Below are 15,482 nucleotides of genomic sequence, written 5' to 3'. Positions count from 1 at the left end.
TACCTAAATAATTTAGCCTAGAATATTTATGTATAAAAACATACTGGTTAGTATGTTTTTATTATATTTACATCGTAAAAAAATTGCGATGTATCAAACACTTCTATTTTTCCATTCAACAATACGTTGGTTTCTTTTGGCAAGTTTATTATATGCTATATATCGAGCATACAAAGGGTATACTCTAAATGTTGAATTTTCCAAAACTGACAATCTTGTTAGACATTGGACTGCAACAATTGCACACACACAACTTGTATTAGGAATTATACTTTACACTCAAAGTCCGATCATAAAATATTTTTGGCACAACTTCTACAAAGCTATTCACAATTTAGACAGTGCTTTCTTTGGCTTACTTCACATTATTTTAATGCTAACAGCAATAATTTTAATTACAGTTGGCTCTGCATTATCAAAAAGAAAAACAACCGATAAAGAAAAATTTAAAACAATGTTGATTTGGTTTTTAGTTACCCTTCTCATTATTTTCATAGCCATTCCTTGGCCCTTTTCACCATTAGCAAACAGACCTTATTTTAGATAAAATGATACATTTATTCAAAACAAAAATCGGAAGATTACGCATTATTGGATTTCTTGAAGGTATTTCATTATTAACACTCGTTTTTGTTGCTGTACCTATGAAATATTACTTTGATAATCCTAGCGTAACAAAAATAGTAGGCCCTATACATGGAGCAATATTTTTACTATTTATTTTTAACACACTAAGTGTAGGAGTCGAACAAAATTGGAAATTTAAAACGACAACTTGGAAAATTATAATAGCTTGTTTTATTCCATTCGGGACATTTTATATTGATAATAAAATAATAAGCAAGCTAGATATCAAGGAAAGCATAGAATTATAACAAATACATAAGAACGATAAGCATTTGATTGATTATGTGATTGCTATGTATGAGGCATGAAGGAATTTATCTCAAATAAAATGACACAATTTAAACAAATATAGTAGTCAGAGATAATGCATAAAAGGAATAGCGACTTAAGTACATTCTCAAACCGAATTTCTGTTTAATTAAGTATATTGTAATCTAAAAGAAGTTATGCAAAACAAAATGAACAACCTTTTAAAACTCGAAGAATTAGGACAGTTTCTGCTTTCAATAATCTTATTTAGTCAATTAGACTATGTTTGGTGGGTTTTCCCAGCCTGTATTCTGTTACCAGATTTTTCAATGATAGGTTATTTGGCTAACCCAAAAAAAGGTGCTTGGCTCTATAATTTTTTTCATCATAAATTAGTCGCTATTGCTTTTTTTAGTATAGGTTTTTGGTTGGATAGTTCAATAATCACTTTAATAGGGGCGATTTTATTTGGGCATTCTGCAATGGACAGATTTTTTGGTTACGGACTGAAATTCAAAGATGATTTTAAAAACACTCATTTGGGTTGGATTGGAAAAAATAATTAAAACACTGAAAGAGAGTAAGTAGGAATGAATTAAATCCACTAAAAATATATCTTCGAGATTATTAACGCTGATGTGAATACTATTTTTGATTTCAGTAATTTTACAATATGAATAAAAGTCAAACATTAGAAGATTTCTATAATTTTGGAAATAGTTGCTTACCTTCTGATCTTAAAAAAGGAATAGGTCATTTTAATATTTTTAACCTTCAAGATTTTATTGGAGAAAATACTAAACCAATAGCATTTAACCGACGACTATATTTTAAAATAACTTTAATATTTGGAAAAAGCCGATTGTATTATGCAGACAAGGTTATCGATATAGAAGAACAAGCTCTAGTATTTTCAAACCCACAAATCCCCTATAGTTGGGAGTCAATAGACGATACACAATTAGGTTTCTTCTGTGTATTTACTGAAAGTTTTTTTCAACAATTTGGTAGTCTAAGTGAATATCCTGTTTTTCAACCCAATGGCAATCCTGTATATAATTTAAGTAAAGAACAGGCAGAGCATTTTCAAGAAATATTTCAAAAAATGTTTACCGAAATCAATTCTGACTATGTTTATAAATATGATGTACTAAAAAATATTGTGTTCGAAGTACTACATACAGCAATGAAATTACATCCTATTAATTTTATTACAAATCATCAATCTTCAAACGGACCTGAAAGGGTATCTTCATTATTTATGGAATTATTGGAAAGACAATTTCCTATAGAAAATGTAAACCAGCAAATTGAACTTCGTTCTGCCTCTGAATATGCAAATCGATTAAATATCCACATCAACCATTTGAACAGGGTACTAAAAGAAACAACGCAACAAACAACTAGCGATATTATTGCAAGTAGGAATTTAAAGGAAGCCAAAATCCTTTTAATACATACCAACTGGAATATATCGCAAATTGGGTATTGCCTGGGATTTGAAGAGACAGCTAATTTTTCAAACTTCTTTAAAAAACACATGGATGTATCTCCTGCAAATTTTAGAAAACAAATGATTGTTTGATTTTAATAAAAACCTGTTTGAAGTTCATAATATACTCTTGCTATTGAAATTTACCTTTGTATTATTCAATAACTGAAAAGAAAGTAAATTATGAAAAATGATAAAACAGCATTAATAACTGGTGCAAACAAAGGAATTGGGTTTGAAACTGCCAAACAGCTGGCAGCACTTGGCTACAATGTATTTTTGGGAAGCCGAAACAAAGCGAATGGTTTAAAAGCTATTGAAGAATTAAATAAATTAGGTTTTACTAATGTTCAAGCTTTAGAAATTGATGTCACAAATAAAGAATCAATTCAAAATGCAAAAGAAGAACTAAAAACTAAAATTTCTCATCTTGATGTTTTGATTAATAATGCTGGCATTGCAGGCATCATTTCTAATTTACCTTCAGTAGACTCGATCGATAATATCCGAAATGTTCTTGAAACCAACTTTTTGGGAGCTGTGCAAGTAACACAACATTTTCTTGAGCTTTTAGGTAAATCAAATGCACCACGAATAGTGAATGTTTCAAGTGAATTAGGCTCACTAACATTACAAAGTAATCCTGAATGGGAATTTTATCCCTATAAAGTATTTGCATATAACACTTCAAAAACAGCCTTAAATTCAGCAACTGTTATGTTTGCTCACGAATTTAAAGACACTGCCCTCAAAATAAATAGTGTGGCTCCAGGATATACAGCAACTGATTTGACCAATTTTGGAGGAGAAAGAACTCCTGATATGGGAGCTAAAGTTATTGTAAAGTACGCTACACTAGACATAAACGGACCAACAGGGAAATTTTTTAATGAAAATGGAGAAGTTGCTTGGTAAACATTAGATAAACCAATTTACCCTAATTTTTCATTGTTAGTATATGCTTTAGTATATAATCTAAAGTAAAAAGCAAGACACTATTCAATTCTAATTTATGATGCTTACCAATAATTAATATAAAACATTTGCATATTGTAGTCGTGAATACTATATTTGCAACAACAAAATAAAAATCATCAACATGAAACAATTAACATTCGCATCACTGCAAGTAAACGACTTAGAAGCATCAAAAGAATTCTACGAAAAAAAATTAGGTTTTGAAATTGACAACAGTAATCCTCAAGCCTGTATTTTTAAGTACAATGAAGGACAAGCAAGTTTTGCAATTCGTACGCCACTTGAACCAATAGAAGGAAAAGAATTAGGAATTGGCGTTGCACTTTGGTTTGCAGTAGAAGAAAATGTAGACGACCTGAAAGAAACATTAATTAGTAATGGAATAACAACTGCGGGACCTATTATTGAAACGCCTTTTGGTAGGGCATTTCATGTAAAAGATTTAGATGGTTATAAACTTACTTTTTTAAACACAAAAGAATAAAGAATATGAAGCACAAAATATTAGTTACAGGAGCCAGCGGTGGTTTAGGAAGCCTAGTTATCAATCTTCTAACAAAAAAAACAGAGATTGAAAATTTAGCGGTTTTGGTTCGAGACGAAACAAAGGAATTAGCAAAACGGTATAAAAGTGATGGTATAGAAGTAAAAACTGGAGATTACGCTAATAAAAAAAGTTTAATTAAAGCCTTTTATGGCATTGACATACTCTACTTCGTTTCGGCAGGAGACGACCATCAACGTGTACAGCTTCATGAGAATGTGGTTAATGCTGCAAAAGAAGTAGGTATTAAACATATTATTTATACAAGTGGCGTATGGAAAGACGAAACAATTTCTTCCTCTATAGCTCCGCTTGTAGCTTCTCATAAACAAACTGAAAATTTTATAAAATCTTCAGGAATTACTTATACAATAGTGAAGCATAATTTATACGCCGAAGTAATTGAAATGTTGATTGGAAATAAGAGTCAACTATTAAAAACCAAAACCATTTATTTACCTACAGCAAGTGGGTTAAGTTCTTTTGTTCCTAAAAAAGACCTAGCTGAAGCAGAAGTTACCATACTTTTGAATCCTACAACTTATGCGAATAAGACATTGGAATTTAATGGGAGTGAGCCTATTTCATTTTCAGAAATTGCAAACAAAATCTCCGCGATAGTAAACGAACCTATCCATTATTTTTCTCCAGATGTAACTGAATTTAAAGCTGAAATGAATAAATTTGGTTTGCCAAATCATGTTATCGAAATACTATCTACTTTTAGTTTAGCTATTGCCAAAGGAGAATTTGACCAACAATCATTTGATTTAGAAAAAGTATTAGGAAGAAAGACAACGCCTCTATCTAAATTCTTAGAGGAAACCTATAAATAATAGGTGAGAATGAATTTTCAAAATTATATCAGCTAAAAGAAATGAAAACTAATTATTGGATAATAGTAGCTTCAAAAGATCATGTTAAGGATGCCGTTTTGCAAGGAATTGCACAGACGTGTCACGGTAAAGCTGCACCATTAAAAAGAATGCGAAAAGACGATTACATAATCTACTATTCAGGCAAACAAACTATAAGTAAACCCGAAAAATGCCATGAATTTACAGCATTAGGAAAAGTTGTGGATGATGAAATATATCAGCATCACGTTTCGGACGACTTTTGCCCTTCAAGGCGGAATATTGATTTTTTGGAATGTGAAGATTTATCAATTTTACCGTTGATAAACGATTTACAATTTATCCAGAATAAAAAAAATGGGGTTACCCTTTCCGTTTTGGAATTCTTGAAATAAGTAAACATGATTTTGATTTAATTTCGTCACAAATGCTAAAATACCACTATGTCTAAAGAAATCGAATTTCAATTTAAAAGTCCCAATGATAGCCCTGGTTATTTGCTTGGACAACTAACTATGTTATGGCAACGCAAGCTAAAAACCGTTTTAGATCCTTTAGACCTGACACAGACGCAGTTTGTATTATTAGCTGCCTTGGGCTGGCTATCAAAAAAGAATAATACTGTTACCCAAGTTGACATTGCCAACCAAAGTAATGCTGACAGAATGATGGTTTCTAAAGTTTTGAGAACTTTGGAAAAAAAGAATTTTATCAGTAGACAAGAACATCAAACTGACACAAGAGCTAAGGTGATTAAATTAACGAATGCTGGCGCAAATGTTTTGCAAACTGCATTAACAGTCGTTGAAAATGCTGATAAGGATTTCTTTTCGGTTTTAGGAAATAATTTATCCTTATTTAATCAGAATATGTTTAATGTGATTGAACAGAATAAAGAAAATTAAAAGTATTAGCATGGTAAATGTGTAAATAATTAGAATGATTACAACATAGTAAGATTTGACTAAAATCTACGGTTAAATACTGGAGATTAACTTTACATAAATTAAAAACTACTTTTATACATTCAGCACAAATCTTTTGAAAGAAACAATCAACAATACATGAAAATAGTAAATAGCACCGAAAATGACATTACTGAAATTTTCAGACTTTATAGATTAGCCACCGAGTTGCAGAAAGAAAAATTCCCAGAAAACCAATGGCCGGAATTTGATAAAACACTAATAATTGAGGAAGTTGTTGATAACAGACAATTCAAATTAATGATTGGTAACGAAATTGCCTGTGTTTGGGCAATTACCTACAGCGATCCAGAAATTTGGAAGGAAGATGATGGCATTTCGTCCATTTATATTCATAGAATAGCAACAAACCCTAGCTTCAGAGGCAACAATTATGTAAAGATAATTGTTGAATGGGCAAAAATGTTTGCACAGGATAAAAAATATATCCGAATGGACACTTGTGGTGAAAATCAACGATTAATTCAGCATTACCAAAACTGTGGTTTTGATTTTTTGGGTATTAAAAAACTTGAGAAAACGTTAAATTTGCCTTCACATTATCAAAATACAAATGTTTGTTATTTTGAAATAAAATTATGAGTACAAGATGTATGAAATTTTAACAAGAGAATTAATTTCGATAGAAAATGGATTATTCCGAAACAAATAGGCTCTCTCGCTTAACTGCTATTTTAATTCACTTTCAGACAAAAAAAATCATTACTGCATTTGAACTTTCAGAAAAATTTCAAGTTAGCAAAAGAACGATTTACCGCGATATAAAATCATTAGAACAAGCAGGTGTTCCCATTATAACCGAGGAAGGAAAAGGATATACTTTAATGGACGGATACAAGATTCCGCCTATTATGTTTACTGAAAACCAAGCAAATGCTTTAATTCTAGCAGAGCAATTGGTATTAAAAAATAAAGATTCATCATTTATAAAAAATTATTCCGAAGCGATAGAAAAAATTAAAGCAGTATTAAAAGAACGTGATAAGGATAAGGCCAATTTACTTTCAGAAAGAACACGTTATGAGCAAAATATAAACAGAGAACGAAACAGTAGCAATTTATCAGATTTACAATTTGCACTGACCAATTATTTGACCGTAAAAATTGATTATACCAACGAATCGAACAAAACAAGCACTAGAATAATAGAACCTTTTGCATTGTTAAGTACCGAAAATTGGTTACTTGTGGCAAAATGCCGATTACGAAAAGAATTTAGATATTTTAGATTGGATAGAATCAATACGATGGAAATGATGTCTGAAAATTTCTTACCACACCAAATGACCTTACAAGATTTTTTTGACAAGTATCATTAAATTATTTTAAACCCTTGCCATAAGGTTGTCACTACTCTAGTATAGTTTTGTCTAAACTTTTAAAAACAACAAAAAATGACAAAATTATTGACTTCAATTAATTGGCTTGCTGTACTCTCTGCTTTTATTCCGTACTTCATGCTTGGCGCACTTTGGTTCACTTTACTTTTCAAAAAACAATATGCAATTTCATTAGGCAAAGAGAATAGTATGCCCGAAAAACCGGCTCCAATATTTATTATTGGTCCAGCAATTTGCTCGCTAATTATCACCATTACCACAGCAATTTTAATTTATGCTTTGAATATTGATAGCTATCAATCAGCTATTGAATTTGCATTCATTATAGGTATTGGTTACTTAGTGGCAAATACTATGAATATTGCCATTAATCCTAATATCCCAAAGCCAATACTATATGGCATAATAAGCGGTGCTTATCACTTGGTTGGGATAATAATGGTATGCATTATTATTTTTGCAATGAAATAGTAAATTGGGTCTTTTTAAGATTTAAAACTGACGAATTATGATTATATTACCAACTGAATAAAAAAGGTCTGAAGTCTACAGTAATTCAGACCTTTTTTTATGAATTAATAATTGTCCGTTAATGTTTTCATAAAAGCAATCAGATCTTTTATTTCTTGGTCTGACAAGTTTAATTTGTCAAAAGGTAAAGTTTGGTGTGGTAGATCAAAACCTAAACCTGCTCCTCCCCCTTTGTTGTAAAAATCCATTACTTCCTCTAAATTATTGTAAACTCCATTATGCATGTATGGAGCGGTCAAAGCTACGTTTCTAAGAGTAGGTGTTTTGAACATACCTTTGTGAAGATCTTCTTTAAAAACAATATAAAATCCTAAATCGTTATCTAACTTTTTATTATCCGATTTACTAGGTACACCTATAACTTCTTTTTCTGACTCGTTGAAAAATGGTGGCACAGTACCGTTTGTAAGAGGAATAAAATGACAGGTAGCACATAAAGCTTTGCCAGCAAAAAGATTAAAACCATTTTTTTCTGATGTGGTTATTGTATTTTCTTCTCCTCGAATGTTTTTATCAAATTTAGAATTGAAACTATTTAAAGTTGAAACATAAGATGATAGAGCTTTTACTAGTTCAATATTCGATTCTGGAATTTTTCCAAAAGCATCTGTAAACATTTTTTTATAGGTTTTATCTTTTAGTATTTTACTTGAAAACTGATGAGTACCCGCATTCATTTCTCTATCACTTAATAAAACACTACTGATTTGGTCTTCTAAAAATTCGGATCTACCATCCCAGAAAAAAGCACGTTGAAAAATAGAATTAACTAAGGTAGGAGCATTTCGGTCAAGAGGTTTTCCTGTATTGTCTAACGATTTAGAAAAGCCATCAGTAAAGGCTTTCTTAGGATCATGACAACTTACGCAAGACATTTTACCATTTTCAGATAAAGTTTGATCTGAAAAAAGCTTTTCACCAAGTGCAATTAGTTCTTTAGAAGGGTTTTGATTACTATACGAAATAAAATAATTAACATTGAAGGCATCATTTTCAAAAAAAGTAGGTGCATCGTAATTAAAGGGAGAAAATAATTTCCCATCCCATAAATCACTTTCTTTTCTCATCGTAACCCAGTTTCTCATAATAGGATTTAAATAATCTCTAATATAAGTGTATCGGTCAAAGGAATTAACATCCTTTTTATTATTGATAAATTCTATCGCCTTATATAGATTTTGTAAAAACTCTTTATCTAATTTGCCATTTTTGCTTCTAATGATAGTTTGAATACTATTTTTATAAACATATTCAATACCCTTTAAAGAGGTTGCCACTTCGTCTATACTTAATTGACTAATAGGGGTATCAAAACCAGACATTGAAAGGCTAACTAATCTAAAAAGTTGTTCATGAAAAGCTACAAAAAAACGTTGAGAATTGAGCTTATAATATCCCATATCCCCTTTTAGTCTATTTAAAATTCCAATGTTAATTTTTATATTTTTAGACAATTCTGTGACACTACAATCCTCCTCATAAATCAACTCTTCCAATCTTTGAAAGCCAATAGACTCTAAAATCTTCCCACTATCTTCTTTGTAAATAGGCAATGCAGGACCATTGATTCGTTTACCAGCCTCTGGATTTAAGTAAGCAGCATAAGCTTCAGTATTTTTATACGAAATGCGTAGTCTTCTAAAAAGTTCTTTGTTTTGTTGACTATGGATTTTAACGGTATCCAAACGTTGCAAAAGAGCTATAGTTTGATCCATATTGTCTTTGTAATATTTTTCAACAATAGCCCAATCAACAATATCTTCCATTTCTTCCGTTGATATATCTTTATTGAAATTACAAGAGATAAAAGGTGTAACAAAGCAAAGGAATAAGAGTATTTTGTAATACATAACGTTTTATAATAAATTAGAGTTCACTAATTTTAATTAATGAACTCTAATAGATAAGTATTTATTTTTTAACACAATAGGTAAAACTACCTTGGTACATTTCTTAAAATTACTATTTGTGAAGCACGGTCATTTTCTTTTATTGGGTGAATATGTCCATCTAGTCCTTTAAACTTATCACTCTGCCAGTATTTGGCCTGAACTGCTAATAAGAAAGTACCTGGTACACCAACTTTATCCGAAATATCAACCATCGAACCAAATTCTCCACTATCGTCTATTGTTGTACTATTGCTTGCTAAATTATGATCAATTTTAAGATCCAAAAACTTCTTAATATTGTTACCATTTAAATCTGATTGATAAATATAAGCAGCATGACCTTTTGCAAATGAATTTGGATCTTCTTGGATGTATACGAAATTTTCAGTAACACATATACCGTCAGGGCTTTGCAATGAAGCCAAATTTCCATTCTTTTTATTGGTAGTTACATTTCCACTAACTATTTGGGTTAGCTTTCCTTTTAAAGGTGAATTTGCATCCAACTCTAATTTATAAACAGTTCCCCAATCATTTACAGACCCACTACCTGGACCACGACCCGTTACATTGAAAAAAAGATTCCTTGCATTAGCAGCGCTTCCTTTTTGATAATCGATATCTTCCATTCTGATAAAAGCAGAAGCATTTAAAGCTGTACAAGCAAGAGATGTTTCTCTTTCCGATTTATTTTTAGCATCAACAACTTCAACAAATTCGATATCATACGTTACTTTAAGATCCAAAGCATCCTCAGTATATTTAACATTAGGATCTACAGCTTTCTTTTTTCCATCAGGACCATCAGAAACTTCTTTGAAACGCAGTACATATACTTTTCCGTTTGTTCTATCTACATCTCCGTTCTCTGAATAATACAAAATCACTTGACCATCGGCAGCATCATCTCCACCAAGAATAACAGTTTTCCCAGGATATGTATCCTTTGGCAATGGCAATGCATTTTCCCACAAGAATCTACCTAATGCAGGATTACCATAACTCCCTGTTGGATTAGGTGTTACCACACGAGGATCCATTTCTTTTACAACATTACTAATTTCTTCTTCAGAAGCAGAAAGGAAAACGTCTTTGTCCCCACCGTGGATTTCTTTTTCCCACATGGTACCGGAGCACTGACGAGAATAATCGGCTACACCAGAGTTTAATAAATAATCTCCTTTAATAGGATTAAGATTGTTATCTAATCTCAATCGTGCAATAGCGTAACTATCCTCACAATTTACAACATAAATAAAACCATTTCCGTCATCTTTAATTAATCCCGCACCATCAACAGTTGAAGCTAATTGAAATTTATTCTCACCAATAACGTCAACAGTACTCACTAATGAATATGCTCTTACATTCGGAAATGCTGGATCGATCTTTACTAATGGTTCTACTATTGATTTGTTAGAAAACATAGCGTTGTCAAGAATTAACTCAGCATCTTTACCATTTTGACCATCCTGCCCATTAACACCGTCTTTTCCGTTTGTACCATCTTTGGTATCATTACTACAGCTAAAAGCAATAATTGAAATTGAAATTAAAGTCAAATGCTTTAACATTGGTAATTTTCTGTTTTTCATAATAAAAATTGTTTTTTTTTATATTTATAATTGAGCAAAATTATTTTTTAAAAAATGCTTTTAGATTATCTTAAAATTTAGTTTATGTTAGCATTAAAATTTAAAAGCAGCTTTTTTAATCTTAGGAATTTTAAAAATTTGTTTTTACAATCAAACTATTTGTAGTAGAACTCGTGAAATCCATAACAATAACACCAAAATGTCCTTTGGTATTTGTAGTAAAGTAAGAAGCAACTTGTGGATTTATTGCATCAGAAACCGTTCTTATGTATGGAGTCCCAAATGAATCTTCTTTAAAACCACTACAATAATTTAAATACAAATGAGTATTATTGGTATTTGCCTCATCAGCTAAATTTTTGATTAAGTTCCACTTAGCATCATTGTTTGGCACAATGTATTGGTCTTGTATTCTTACTGTCTGTGCAGTTGTAGTAATTGTAAATGTTGTGTTATCTCCCCATTTTGTAGCATCAATACCTTTAGCATTAGTTGCTGCAAAACGTCTTAACAATACAATTTTTCCTTTTGCTTCTTTAAGAGTCGGTACGGTATTTCCAATGTAAAAGAGTCCAGGAAATGTTCTTGTATACAAATCAAATGTAGCTTCATAAGAACGATTGTTCTCTACTGCTGTGTATTCCTCTTTAAGAGACATAATGATAGTTTCGGACGGATTCTTACTTAAAAAAGTTTTACAACTATTTAAAACATCGGTAAACGTTAAATTTTGGGATACCTCTCTATGATAAATTTCAAAATTATTACGAATATGACGTCCACGAATATCTAGATAACGTACACCTGCTTTCAATTGTTCATCAATAGTTAAGGTTTGACAAACGGTTGTACCAAAAAAAGGTTCGTGTAAGGCGCCTGAATCATGAGTTCCTGGAATACTTAATGCAGTTAAGCTTTTTGTTTCATCTAAAGCTCCCATCCAATTTGACATATTATACAAACCTTGTTCTACTGGACTAGTTGGAATTTCTTGAGAAACTTCTTCTTCTAGAGGCGAAGTAGTGCAAGAACTCAAAAAAACAAGACTTGTAATAAAAGTAAAAAAAACATATTTTTTCATAATAAAGTTTACAATTTGTGAATATTTTGTTTAAATCGGTACAAAAGTAGAATAACAGTCTTTTTTAAAGTCGATAATTATATTACCAAATTTTTAACTTACTACATTTTTTTTTCTGAAAAAATTACCATTTTTTAACTTTAAATAGAACTGTAACTGGAATTCTATTACAATTATTTATATGTAATAAGTTAATGTCTTAATAATGAATCATATTTTATTAAGGAAATTTAGATTAAATGTTAATTAAAACAAAACTGGTTTATTATAACTGGCGGATTCAAGTCATAAATACGAATTGAACATTATTATATTATGAATGTGAAAAACTTCGTTCGGGGTTTTATAACCAAATCTTTTGCTAGGTCTGTTATTTAATTTGTCATCCACGTTTAGTACTTATTTGTCTGTTATGTTTTCGAAATTCATCCCTTTTGAAAAATACTGTCTTATGAAAACATTTTTTTTGATTGGACATCAAACCACAATTTGGTAATATTATAGATCGTTATAATATGCAAGCTTCTTTAAATCTTGCATAAAATGGTTTGAAAATTGTATCGTAGGGGTCACAATAAAAATCCTTAAACACACTGTTAATCAGTAGTTTAAGGATTTTACTTTTATAGGCTTTAACTCTAAAACCCAATTTTATAGTGATTTTAAGTATAAGATTATTTTTTAATTATCTTAACTGTTTTATTGTCGAAACCAATTAATTTAACAAAATACATACCTGGTTTTGAATTCTTAAAGGTATCACTTAAATCAACTGTTGATTCACCAATAATTACTTTAGAGCCTAAAACTTTTCCTCCCTCATCAATGATTTGAACATTAGAATAATTATGATTATTAGCTAATTGAAGCGTTAACTCCTGCTTAAACGGATTAGGATAAACAATAAATGAATTATCCGTATTTATACTTTTCCCATTTTGGTTTTCTACTTTCCTCGTTTTAGTTCCCTCTCCTGCTACAAACTCATTATCATAAGCAATTGATTCAATTGCTGTTTTATTTAAGTTCACACCTTTTGCATTATTACTTACAATATTAAATGTTACTGATTTATAATCTAAATTAGTACTAAAACCTCCACCTATTGGGCGAATGGCAATACCTAATTTATAATTATTACCAACTGGCCAAGCAGTTGATTGAGGAATAACTAGTGTAGCTGTACCAGATCCAGCGGCTACAGTTTGTGTTTTGTTTGCTAACCATGTTCCTGTTCCACTATTAATAATAGCTACAATCTCATATTGTTGAGATGCTTGATAAGCTATTTGAACATTAAAACTTGCACCCGATATAATGGATGAAGGAGGATTGACAAAATTAACAGTATTATTAACTGGATTTGAAACCGGATTTGTAATAAACTTACTCCAAAACTTAGTCACATTATCAGCAGTGGTTGTCAAATTAAAAATCCACCAATTTTCTACACAATCCGAAAAATCCACACCGCCCGTAGAAATAGAAGAATGGTCTGGAAAATGCCCGTTAGTCTGAATTACTCTATCAGCTTCACGCCATATTGTTTTTGCTTTTACATTTTGAGAATTCTTAGCTTGGGTAAGAAATGATGTATTTGTACTTCTATAACTTGGTGTGCCATTTCCATCACCATTTCCATCACCAATCTTGGTATAGGTTGTATTATTTTTAACCCATGTCAAATCTGCTGCAGTGGTCTTATCTTCATTCCATTGACTATGCTGCACTACAATTACATTGTTTTTTAAAGAATTTGAAGTAATGCCATCATCAAGTAATGCCTGACACCAATCACGAGTTATATCAGATTGTCCTGCTTCTTGTACATAAACCTTACCTCCTGCTTGCAAAACTGCTTTCGCTTTATTTTTAATACGCGTAACAGATGCGCTACGATCATTCTTAGCATCTGTCCAATTTATATTTTGAGTTCCAAAAGCAAGATTAAATAAAGCTGGAGCACTAATATAGTTACCCCCCTGAATTCCATAGGCGCCTGCAACAGCATAAAAATTAATGTTATTAAAATCATTATGAGCTAAAATACAGCCTAATGCAGCAATGGCATGTATATCATCTGGATCGGGTTTGCTATCAAATTGTGCAATTAAAATGTCTTTGTTCTTATTAAATTGTGCAAAAGACTGTGAAAAGGTCATAACTAAGACCAATAAACAAGAAAGGATTTTTTTTGATTTCATAATAAAAATTTGGTTAAAATTATTTAAAGTAGATTATATAAAACTTCAAACTCAATGATAAGAATAAAGTTTATTTAGGGGCTTCCTGAAATAAATTTATACAATATTTCGATATTTATAATAAATGTTTATTTAACAAATAGAAAAAAATGCTTTCAAAATCAAGAATATTCTATATTTTATTACCATTTATTATTGAAAATAAACATTCTATTTAACTATAACTTTAACATAAATATTTATTTATTTAAAAAAAAACTTACGATAAAAAAACAACTAACTGATAACCAATTCAAATTACATATATTAATGAAGTGTTCAATTAATCAGTGAATTTATTTGCAACGACATCTTAATTCAAGATTGCAATTACATTAAGGTTTCCTATGTCAAAATCACTGCTTATGGTGGCGGGGTAGAAAATTATAAACCAAAAACAAACTGTATGCGATGTGGTGAATATATTACCAACAAAGAAATGGGGGATATACCAGTATTTCTGTTGAAAAACCTATACATTATAGACGTGTTCTTTAAAGAAATAGGCAATAAAAATCAAAGGACAACCTCAATATAGGAGCTTTTGAAATCCAATAATTTAAAATACAAAAAAACCGATACAAACTAAATTGTATCGGTTTTTTTATCCTTAAGCGGGATTATTTTTTTGCTATAACAGCACTCATTTCCATCGAAATAGAAGAACGCTCCATTTTCAATTTACCTGACATTGTTTCGATTACAACAGTAGTTTCAGCAAGTTCAGCAATTTTTCCATGAAGACCACTTTTGGTAACGATTCTGTCTCCTACTTTCAAAGCTCCTTCGAATGCTTTTTCTTGTTTTACTTTCTTTTGTTGTGGTCTTATCATAAAGAAATAGATAACAACAAACATTAACAAAAAGGGTGCAAACTTATTTAACTGTTCCATAATTTTTAATTTATTTTATTAATTTATATTACATTAAACCGCGACCGGTTTTAACTAACGTTTTATTTGACTCTAACTCTTTTACTAAATTATCTAGAATACCGTTGATAAATATACTACTCTTAGGAGTAGAATATTCTTTGGCTAATTCCAAATACTCATACAAAGTAACTT

Annotated in this window: 18 protein-coding genes and 1 pseudogene; 12 read left to right on the top strand and 7 right to left on the bottom strand. The window is 30.7% G+C overall.

All coding sequences use genetic code 11. The annotated features are described in order from the left end of the window. The first annotated feature begins 28 nt into the window (after positions 1-28). From WBQ70_RS05180 to WBQ70_RS05125, 12 genes are all read left to right on the top strand, one after another. Complete coding sequence (locus WBQ70_RS05180; RefSeq protein ID WP_423911411.1) at positions 29-547, top strand: hypothetical protein; 519 nt, start codon at positions 29-31, stop codon at positions 545-547. 1 nt (position 548) lies between these two features. Beyond that, on the top strand, positions 549-875 hold the full coding sequence (locus WBQ70_RS05175; protein ID WP_423911409.1) for a DUF3817 domain-containing protein: 327 nt from the start codon (positions 549-551) through the stop codon (positions 873-875). Between the two features lie 210 nt (positions 876-1,085). Further along, entirely contained in the window at positions 1,086-1,442 is a 357-nt protein-coding gene (locus WBQ70_RS05170; protein WP_423911407.1) for a DUF4260 domain-containing protein, read from the top strand. A gap of 107 nt (positions 1,443-1,549) precedes the next feature. After that, complete coding sequence (locus WBQ70_RS05165; RefSeq protein WP_423911405.1) at positions 1,550-2,461, top strand: helix-turn-helix domain-containing protein; 912 nt, start codon at positions 1,550-1,552, stop codon at positions 2,459-2,461. A 90-nt stretch (positions 2,462-2,551) separates the two neighbouring features. Beyond that, complete coding sequence (locus WBQ70_RS05160; RefSeq protein ID WP_423911403.1) at positions 2,552-3,283, top strand: SDR family oxidoreductase; 732 nt, start codon at positions 2,552-2,554, stop codon at positions 3,281-3,283. A 184-nt stretch (positions 3,284-3,467) separates the two neighbouring features. Beyond that, positions 3,468-3,830, top strand: a complete 363-nt coding sequence (locus tag WBQ70_RS05155; RefSeq protein ID WP_423911401.1) for a VOC family protein — start codon at positions 3,468-3,470, stop codon at positions 3,828-3,830. Between the two features lie 5 nt (positions 3,831-3,835). Further along, positions 3,836-4,726, top strand: coding sequence for an SDR family oxidoreductase (locus tag WBQ70_RS05150; RefSeq protein WP_423911400.1), 891 nt, complete (start codon positions 3,836-3,838; stop codon positions 4,724-4,726). 41 nt (positions 4,727-4,767) lie between these two features. Further along, entirely contained in the window at positions 4,768-5,142 is a 375-nt protein-coding gene (locus WBQ70_RS05145) for an EVE domain-containing protein (RefSeq protein WP_423911398.1), read from the top strand. Between the two features lie 48 nt (positions 5,143-5,190). Beyond that, positions 5,191-5,652, top strand: a complete 462-nt coding sequence (locus WBQ70_RS05140) for a MarR family winged helix-turn-helix transcriptional regulator (protein ID WP_423911397.1) — start codon at positions 5,191-5,193, stop codon at positions 5,650-5,652. A gap of 159 nt (positions 5,653-5,811) precedes the next feature. Then, positions 5,812-6,315, top strand: a complete 504-nt coding sequence (locus WBQ70_RS05135; RefSeq protein ID WP_423911395.1) for a GNAT family N-acetyltransferase — start codon at positions 5,812-5,814, stop codon at positions 6,313-6,315. 47 nt (positions 6,316-6,362) lie between these two features. Further along, positions 6,363-7,052 carry a helix-turn-helix transcriptional regulator gene (locus tag WBQ70_RS05130; protein ID WP_423911393.1) on the top strand — a complete coding sequence of 230 codons (690 nt, stop codon included), beginning with the start codon at positions 6,363-6,365 and terminating at the stop codon, positions 7,050-7,052. 75 nt (positions 7,053-7,127) lie between these two features. Continuing rightward, positions 7,128-7,544 (top strand): DUF1761 domain-containing protein, encoded by a 417-nt coding sequence (locus tag WBQ70_RS05125; protein ID WP_423911391.1) that lies wholly within the window; start codon positions 7,128-7,130, stop codon positions 7,542-7,544. 104 nt (positions 7,545-7,648) lie between these two features. On the opposite strand, the gene WBQ70_RS05120 is transcribed toward WBQ70_RS05125, so the two are convergent. From WBQ70_RS05120 to WBQ70_RS05090, 7 genes and pseudogenes are all read right to left on the bottom strand, one after another. Next, on the bottom strand, positions 7,649-9,454 hold the full coding sequence (locus WBQ70_RS05120) for a cytochrome-c peroxidase (protein ID WP_423911389.1): 1,806 nt from the start codon (positions 9,452-9,454) through the stop codon (positions 7,649-7,651). 86 nt (positions 9,455-9,540) lie between these two features. After that, positions 9,541-11,091, bottom strand: coding sequence for a hypothetical protein (locus WBQ70_RS05115; RefSeq protein WP_423911387.1), 1,551 nt, complete (start codon positions 11,089-11,091; stop codon positions 9,541-9,543). Positions 11,092-11,221: 130 nt separating this feature from the next. After that, positions 11,222-12,172, bottom strand: coding sequence for a phosphatidylinositol-specific phospholipase C (locus WBQ70_RS05110; RefSeq protein WP_423911386.1), 951 nt, complete (start codon positions 12,170-12,172; stop codon positions 11,222-11,224). 280 nt (positions 12,173-12,452) lie between these two features. After that, a pseudogene (locus WBQ70_RS05105) lies at positions 12,453-12,634 on the bottom strand (IS30 family transposase); the annotation flags it as partial. Positions 12,635-12,846: 212 nt separating this feature from the next. Further along, positions 12,847-14,376, bottom strand: a complete 1,530-nt coding sequence (locus tag WBQ70_RS05100; protein WP_423911384.1) for a T9SS type A sorting domain-containing protein — start codon at positions 14,374-14,376, stop codon at positions 12,847-12,849. A gap of 659 nt (positions 14,377-15,035) precedes the next feature. Further along, positions 15,036-15,308 (bottom strand): preprotein translocase subunit YajC, encoded by a 273-nt coding sequence (yajC, locus tag WBQ70_RS05095; RefSeq protein ID WP_423911383.1) that lies wholly within the window; start codon positions 15,306-15,308, stop codon positions 15,036-15,038. A 28-nt stretch (positions 15,309-15,336) separates the two neighbouring features. Further along, positions 15,337-15,482 (bottom strand): transcription antitermination factor NusB (locus WBQ70_RS05090; RefSeq protein WP_423911412.1); only part of this gene is annotated, 146 nt, incomplete at its 5' end.

This window comes from Flavobacterium sp. (assembly GCF_049590715.1).
In the GTDB taxonomy this organism is placed as follows: domain Bacteria; phylum Bacteroidota; class Bacteroidia; order Flavobacteriales; family Flavobacteriaceae; genus Flavobacterium.
The sequence above is the reverse complement of the archived record's forward strand: the minus strand, read 5'-3'. Positions and strand labels throughout refer to the sequence as shown.

Excerpts from the sequence above, each read along its gene's own strand:
- WBQ70_RS05180 (WP_423911411.1), top strand. The coding sequence starts at position 29 with ATGTATAAAAACATACTGGTTAGTATGTTTTTATTATATTTACATCGT.
- WBQ70_RS05175 (WP_423911409.1), top strand. The coding sequence starts at position 549 with ATGATACATTTATTCAAAACAAAAATCGGAAGATTACGCATTATTGGA.
- WBQ70_RS05170 (WP_423911407.1), top strand. The coding sequence starts at position 1,086 with ATGAACAACCTTTTAAAACTCGAAGAATTAGGACAGTTTCTGCTTTCA.
- WBQ70_RS05165 (WP_423911405.1), top strand. The coding sequence starts at position 1,550 with ATGAATAAAAGTCAAACATTAGAAGATTTCTATAATTTTGGAAATAGT.
- WBQ70_RS05160 (WP_423911403.1), top strand. The coding sequence starts at position 2,552 with ATGAAAAATGATAAAACAGCATTAATAACTGGTGCAAACAAAGGAATT.
- WBQ70_RS05155 (WP_423911401.1), top strand. The coding sequence starts at position 3,468 with ATGAAACAATTAACATTCGCATCACTGCAAGTAAACGACTTAGAAGCA.
- WBQ70_RS05150 (WP_423911400.1), top strand. The coding sequence starts at position 3,836 with ATGAAGCACAAAATATTAGTTACAGGAGCCAGCGGTGGTTTAGGAAGC.
- WBQ70_RS05145 (WP_423911398.1), top strand. The coding sequence starts at position 4,768 with ATGAAAACTAATTATTGGATAATAGTAGCTTCAAAAGATCATGTTAAG.
- WBQ70_RS05140 (WP_423911397.1), top strand. The coding sequence starts at position 5,191 with ATGTCTAAAGAAATCGAATTTCAATTTAAAAGTCCCAATGATAGCCCT.
- WBQ70_RS05135 (WP_423911395.1), top strand. The coding sequence starts at position 5,812 with ATGAAAATAGTAAATAGCACCGAAAATGACATTACTGAAATTTTCAGA.
- WBQ70_RS05130 (WP_423911393.1), top strand. The coding sequence starts at position 6,363 with ATGGATTATTCCGAAACAAATAGGCTCTCTCGCTTAACTGCTATTTTA.
- WBQ70_RS05125 (WP_423911391.1), top strand. The coding sequence starts at position 7,128 with ATGACAAAATTATTGACTTCAATTAATTGGCTTGCTGTACTCTCTGCT.
- WBQ70_RS05120 (WP_423911389.1), bottom strand. The coding sequence starts at position 9,454 with ATGTATTACAAAATACTCTTATTCCTTTGCTTTGTTACACCTTTTATC.
- WBQ70_RS05115 (WP_423911387.1), bottom strand. The coding sequence starts at position 11,091 with ATGAAAAACAGAAAATTACCAATGTTAAAGCATTTGACTTTAATTTCA.
- WBQ70_RS05110 (WP_423911386.1), bottom strand. The coding sequence starts at position 12,172 with ATGAAAAAATATGTTTTTTTTACTTTTATTACAAGTCTTGTTTTTTTG.
- WBQ70_RS05100 (WP_423911384.1), bottom strand. The coding sequence starts at position 14,376 with ATGAAATCAAAAAAAATCCTTTCTTGTTTATTGGTCTTAGTTATGACC.
- yajC (WP_423911383.1), bottom strand. The coding sequence starts at position 15,308 with ATGGAACAGTTAAATAAGTTTGCACCCTTTTTGTTAATGTTTGTTGTT.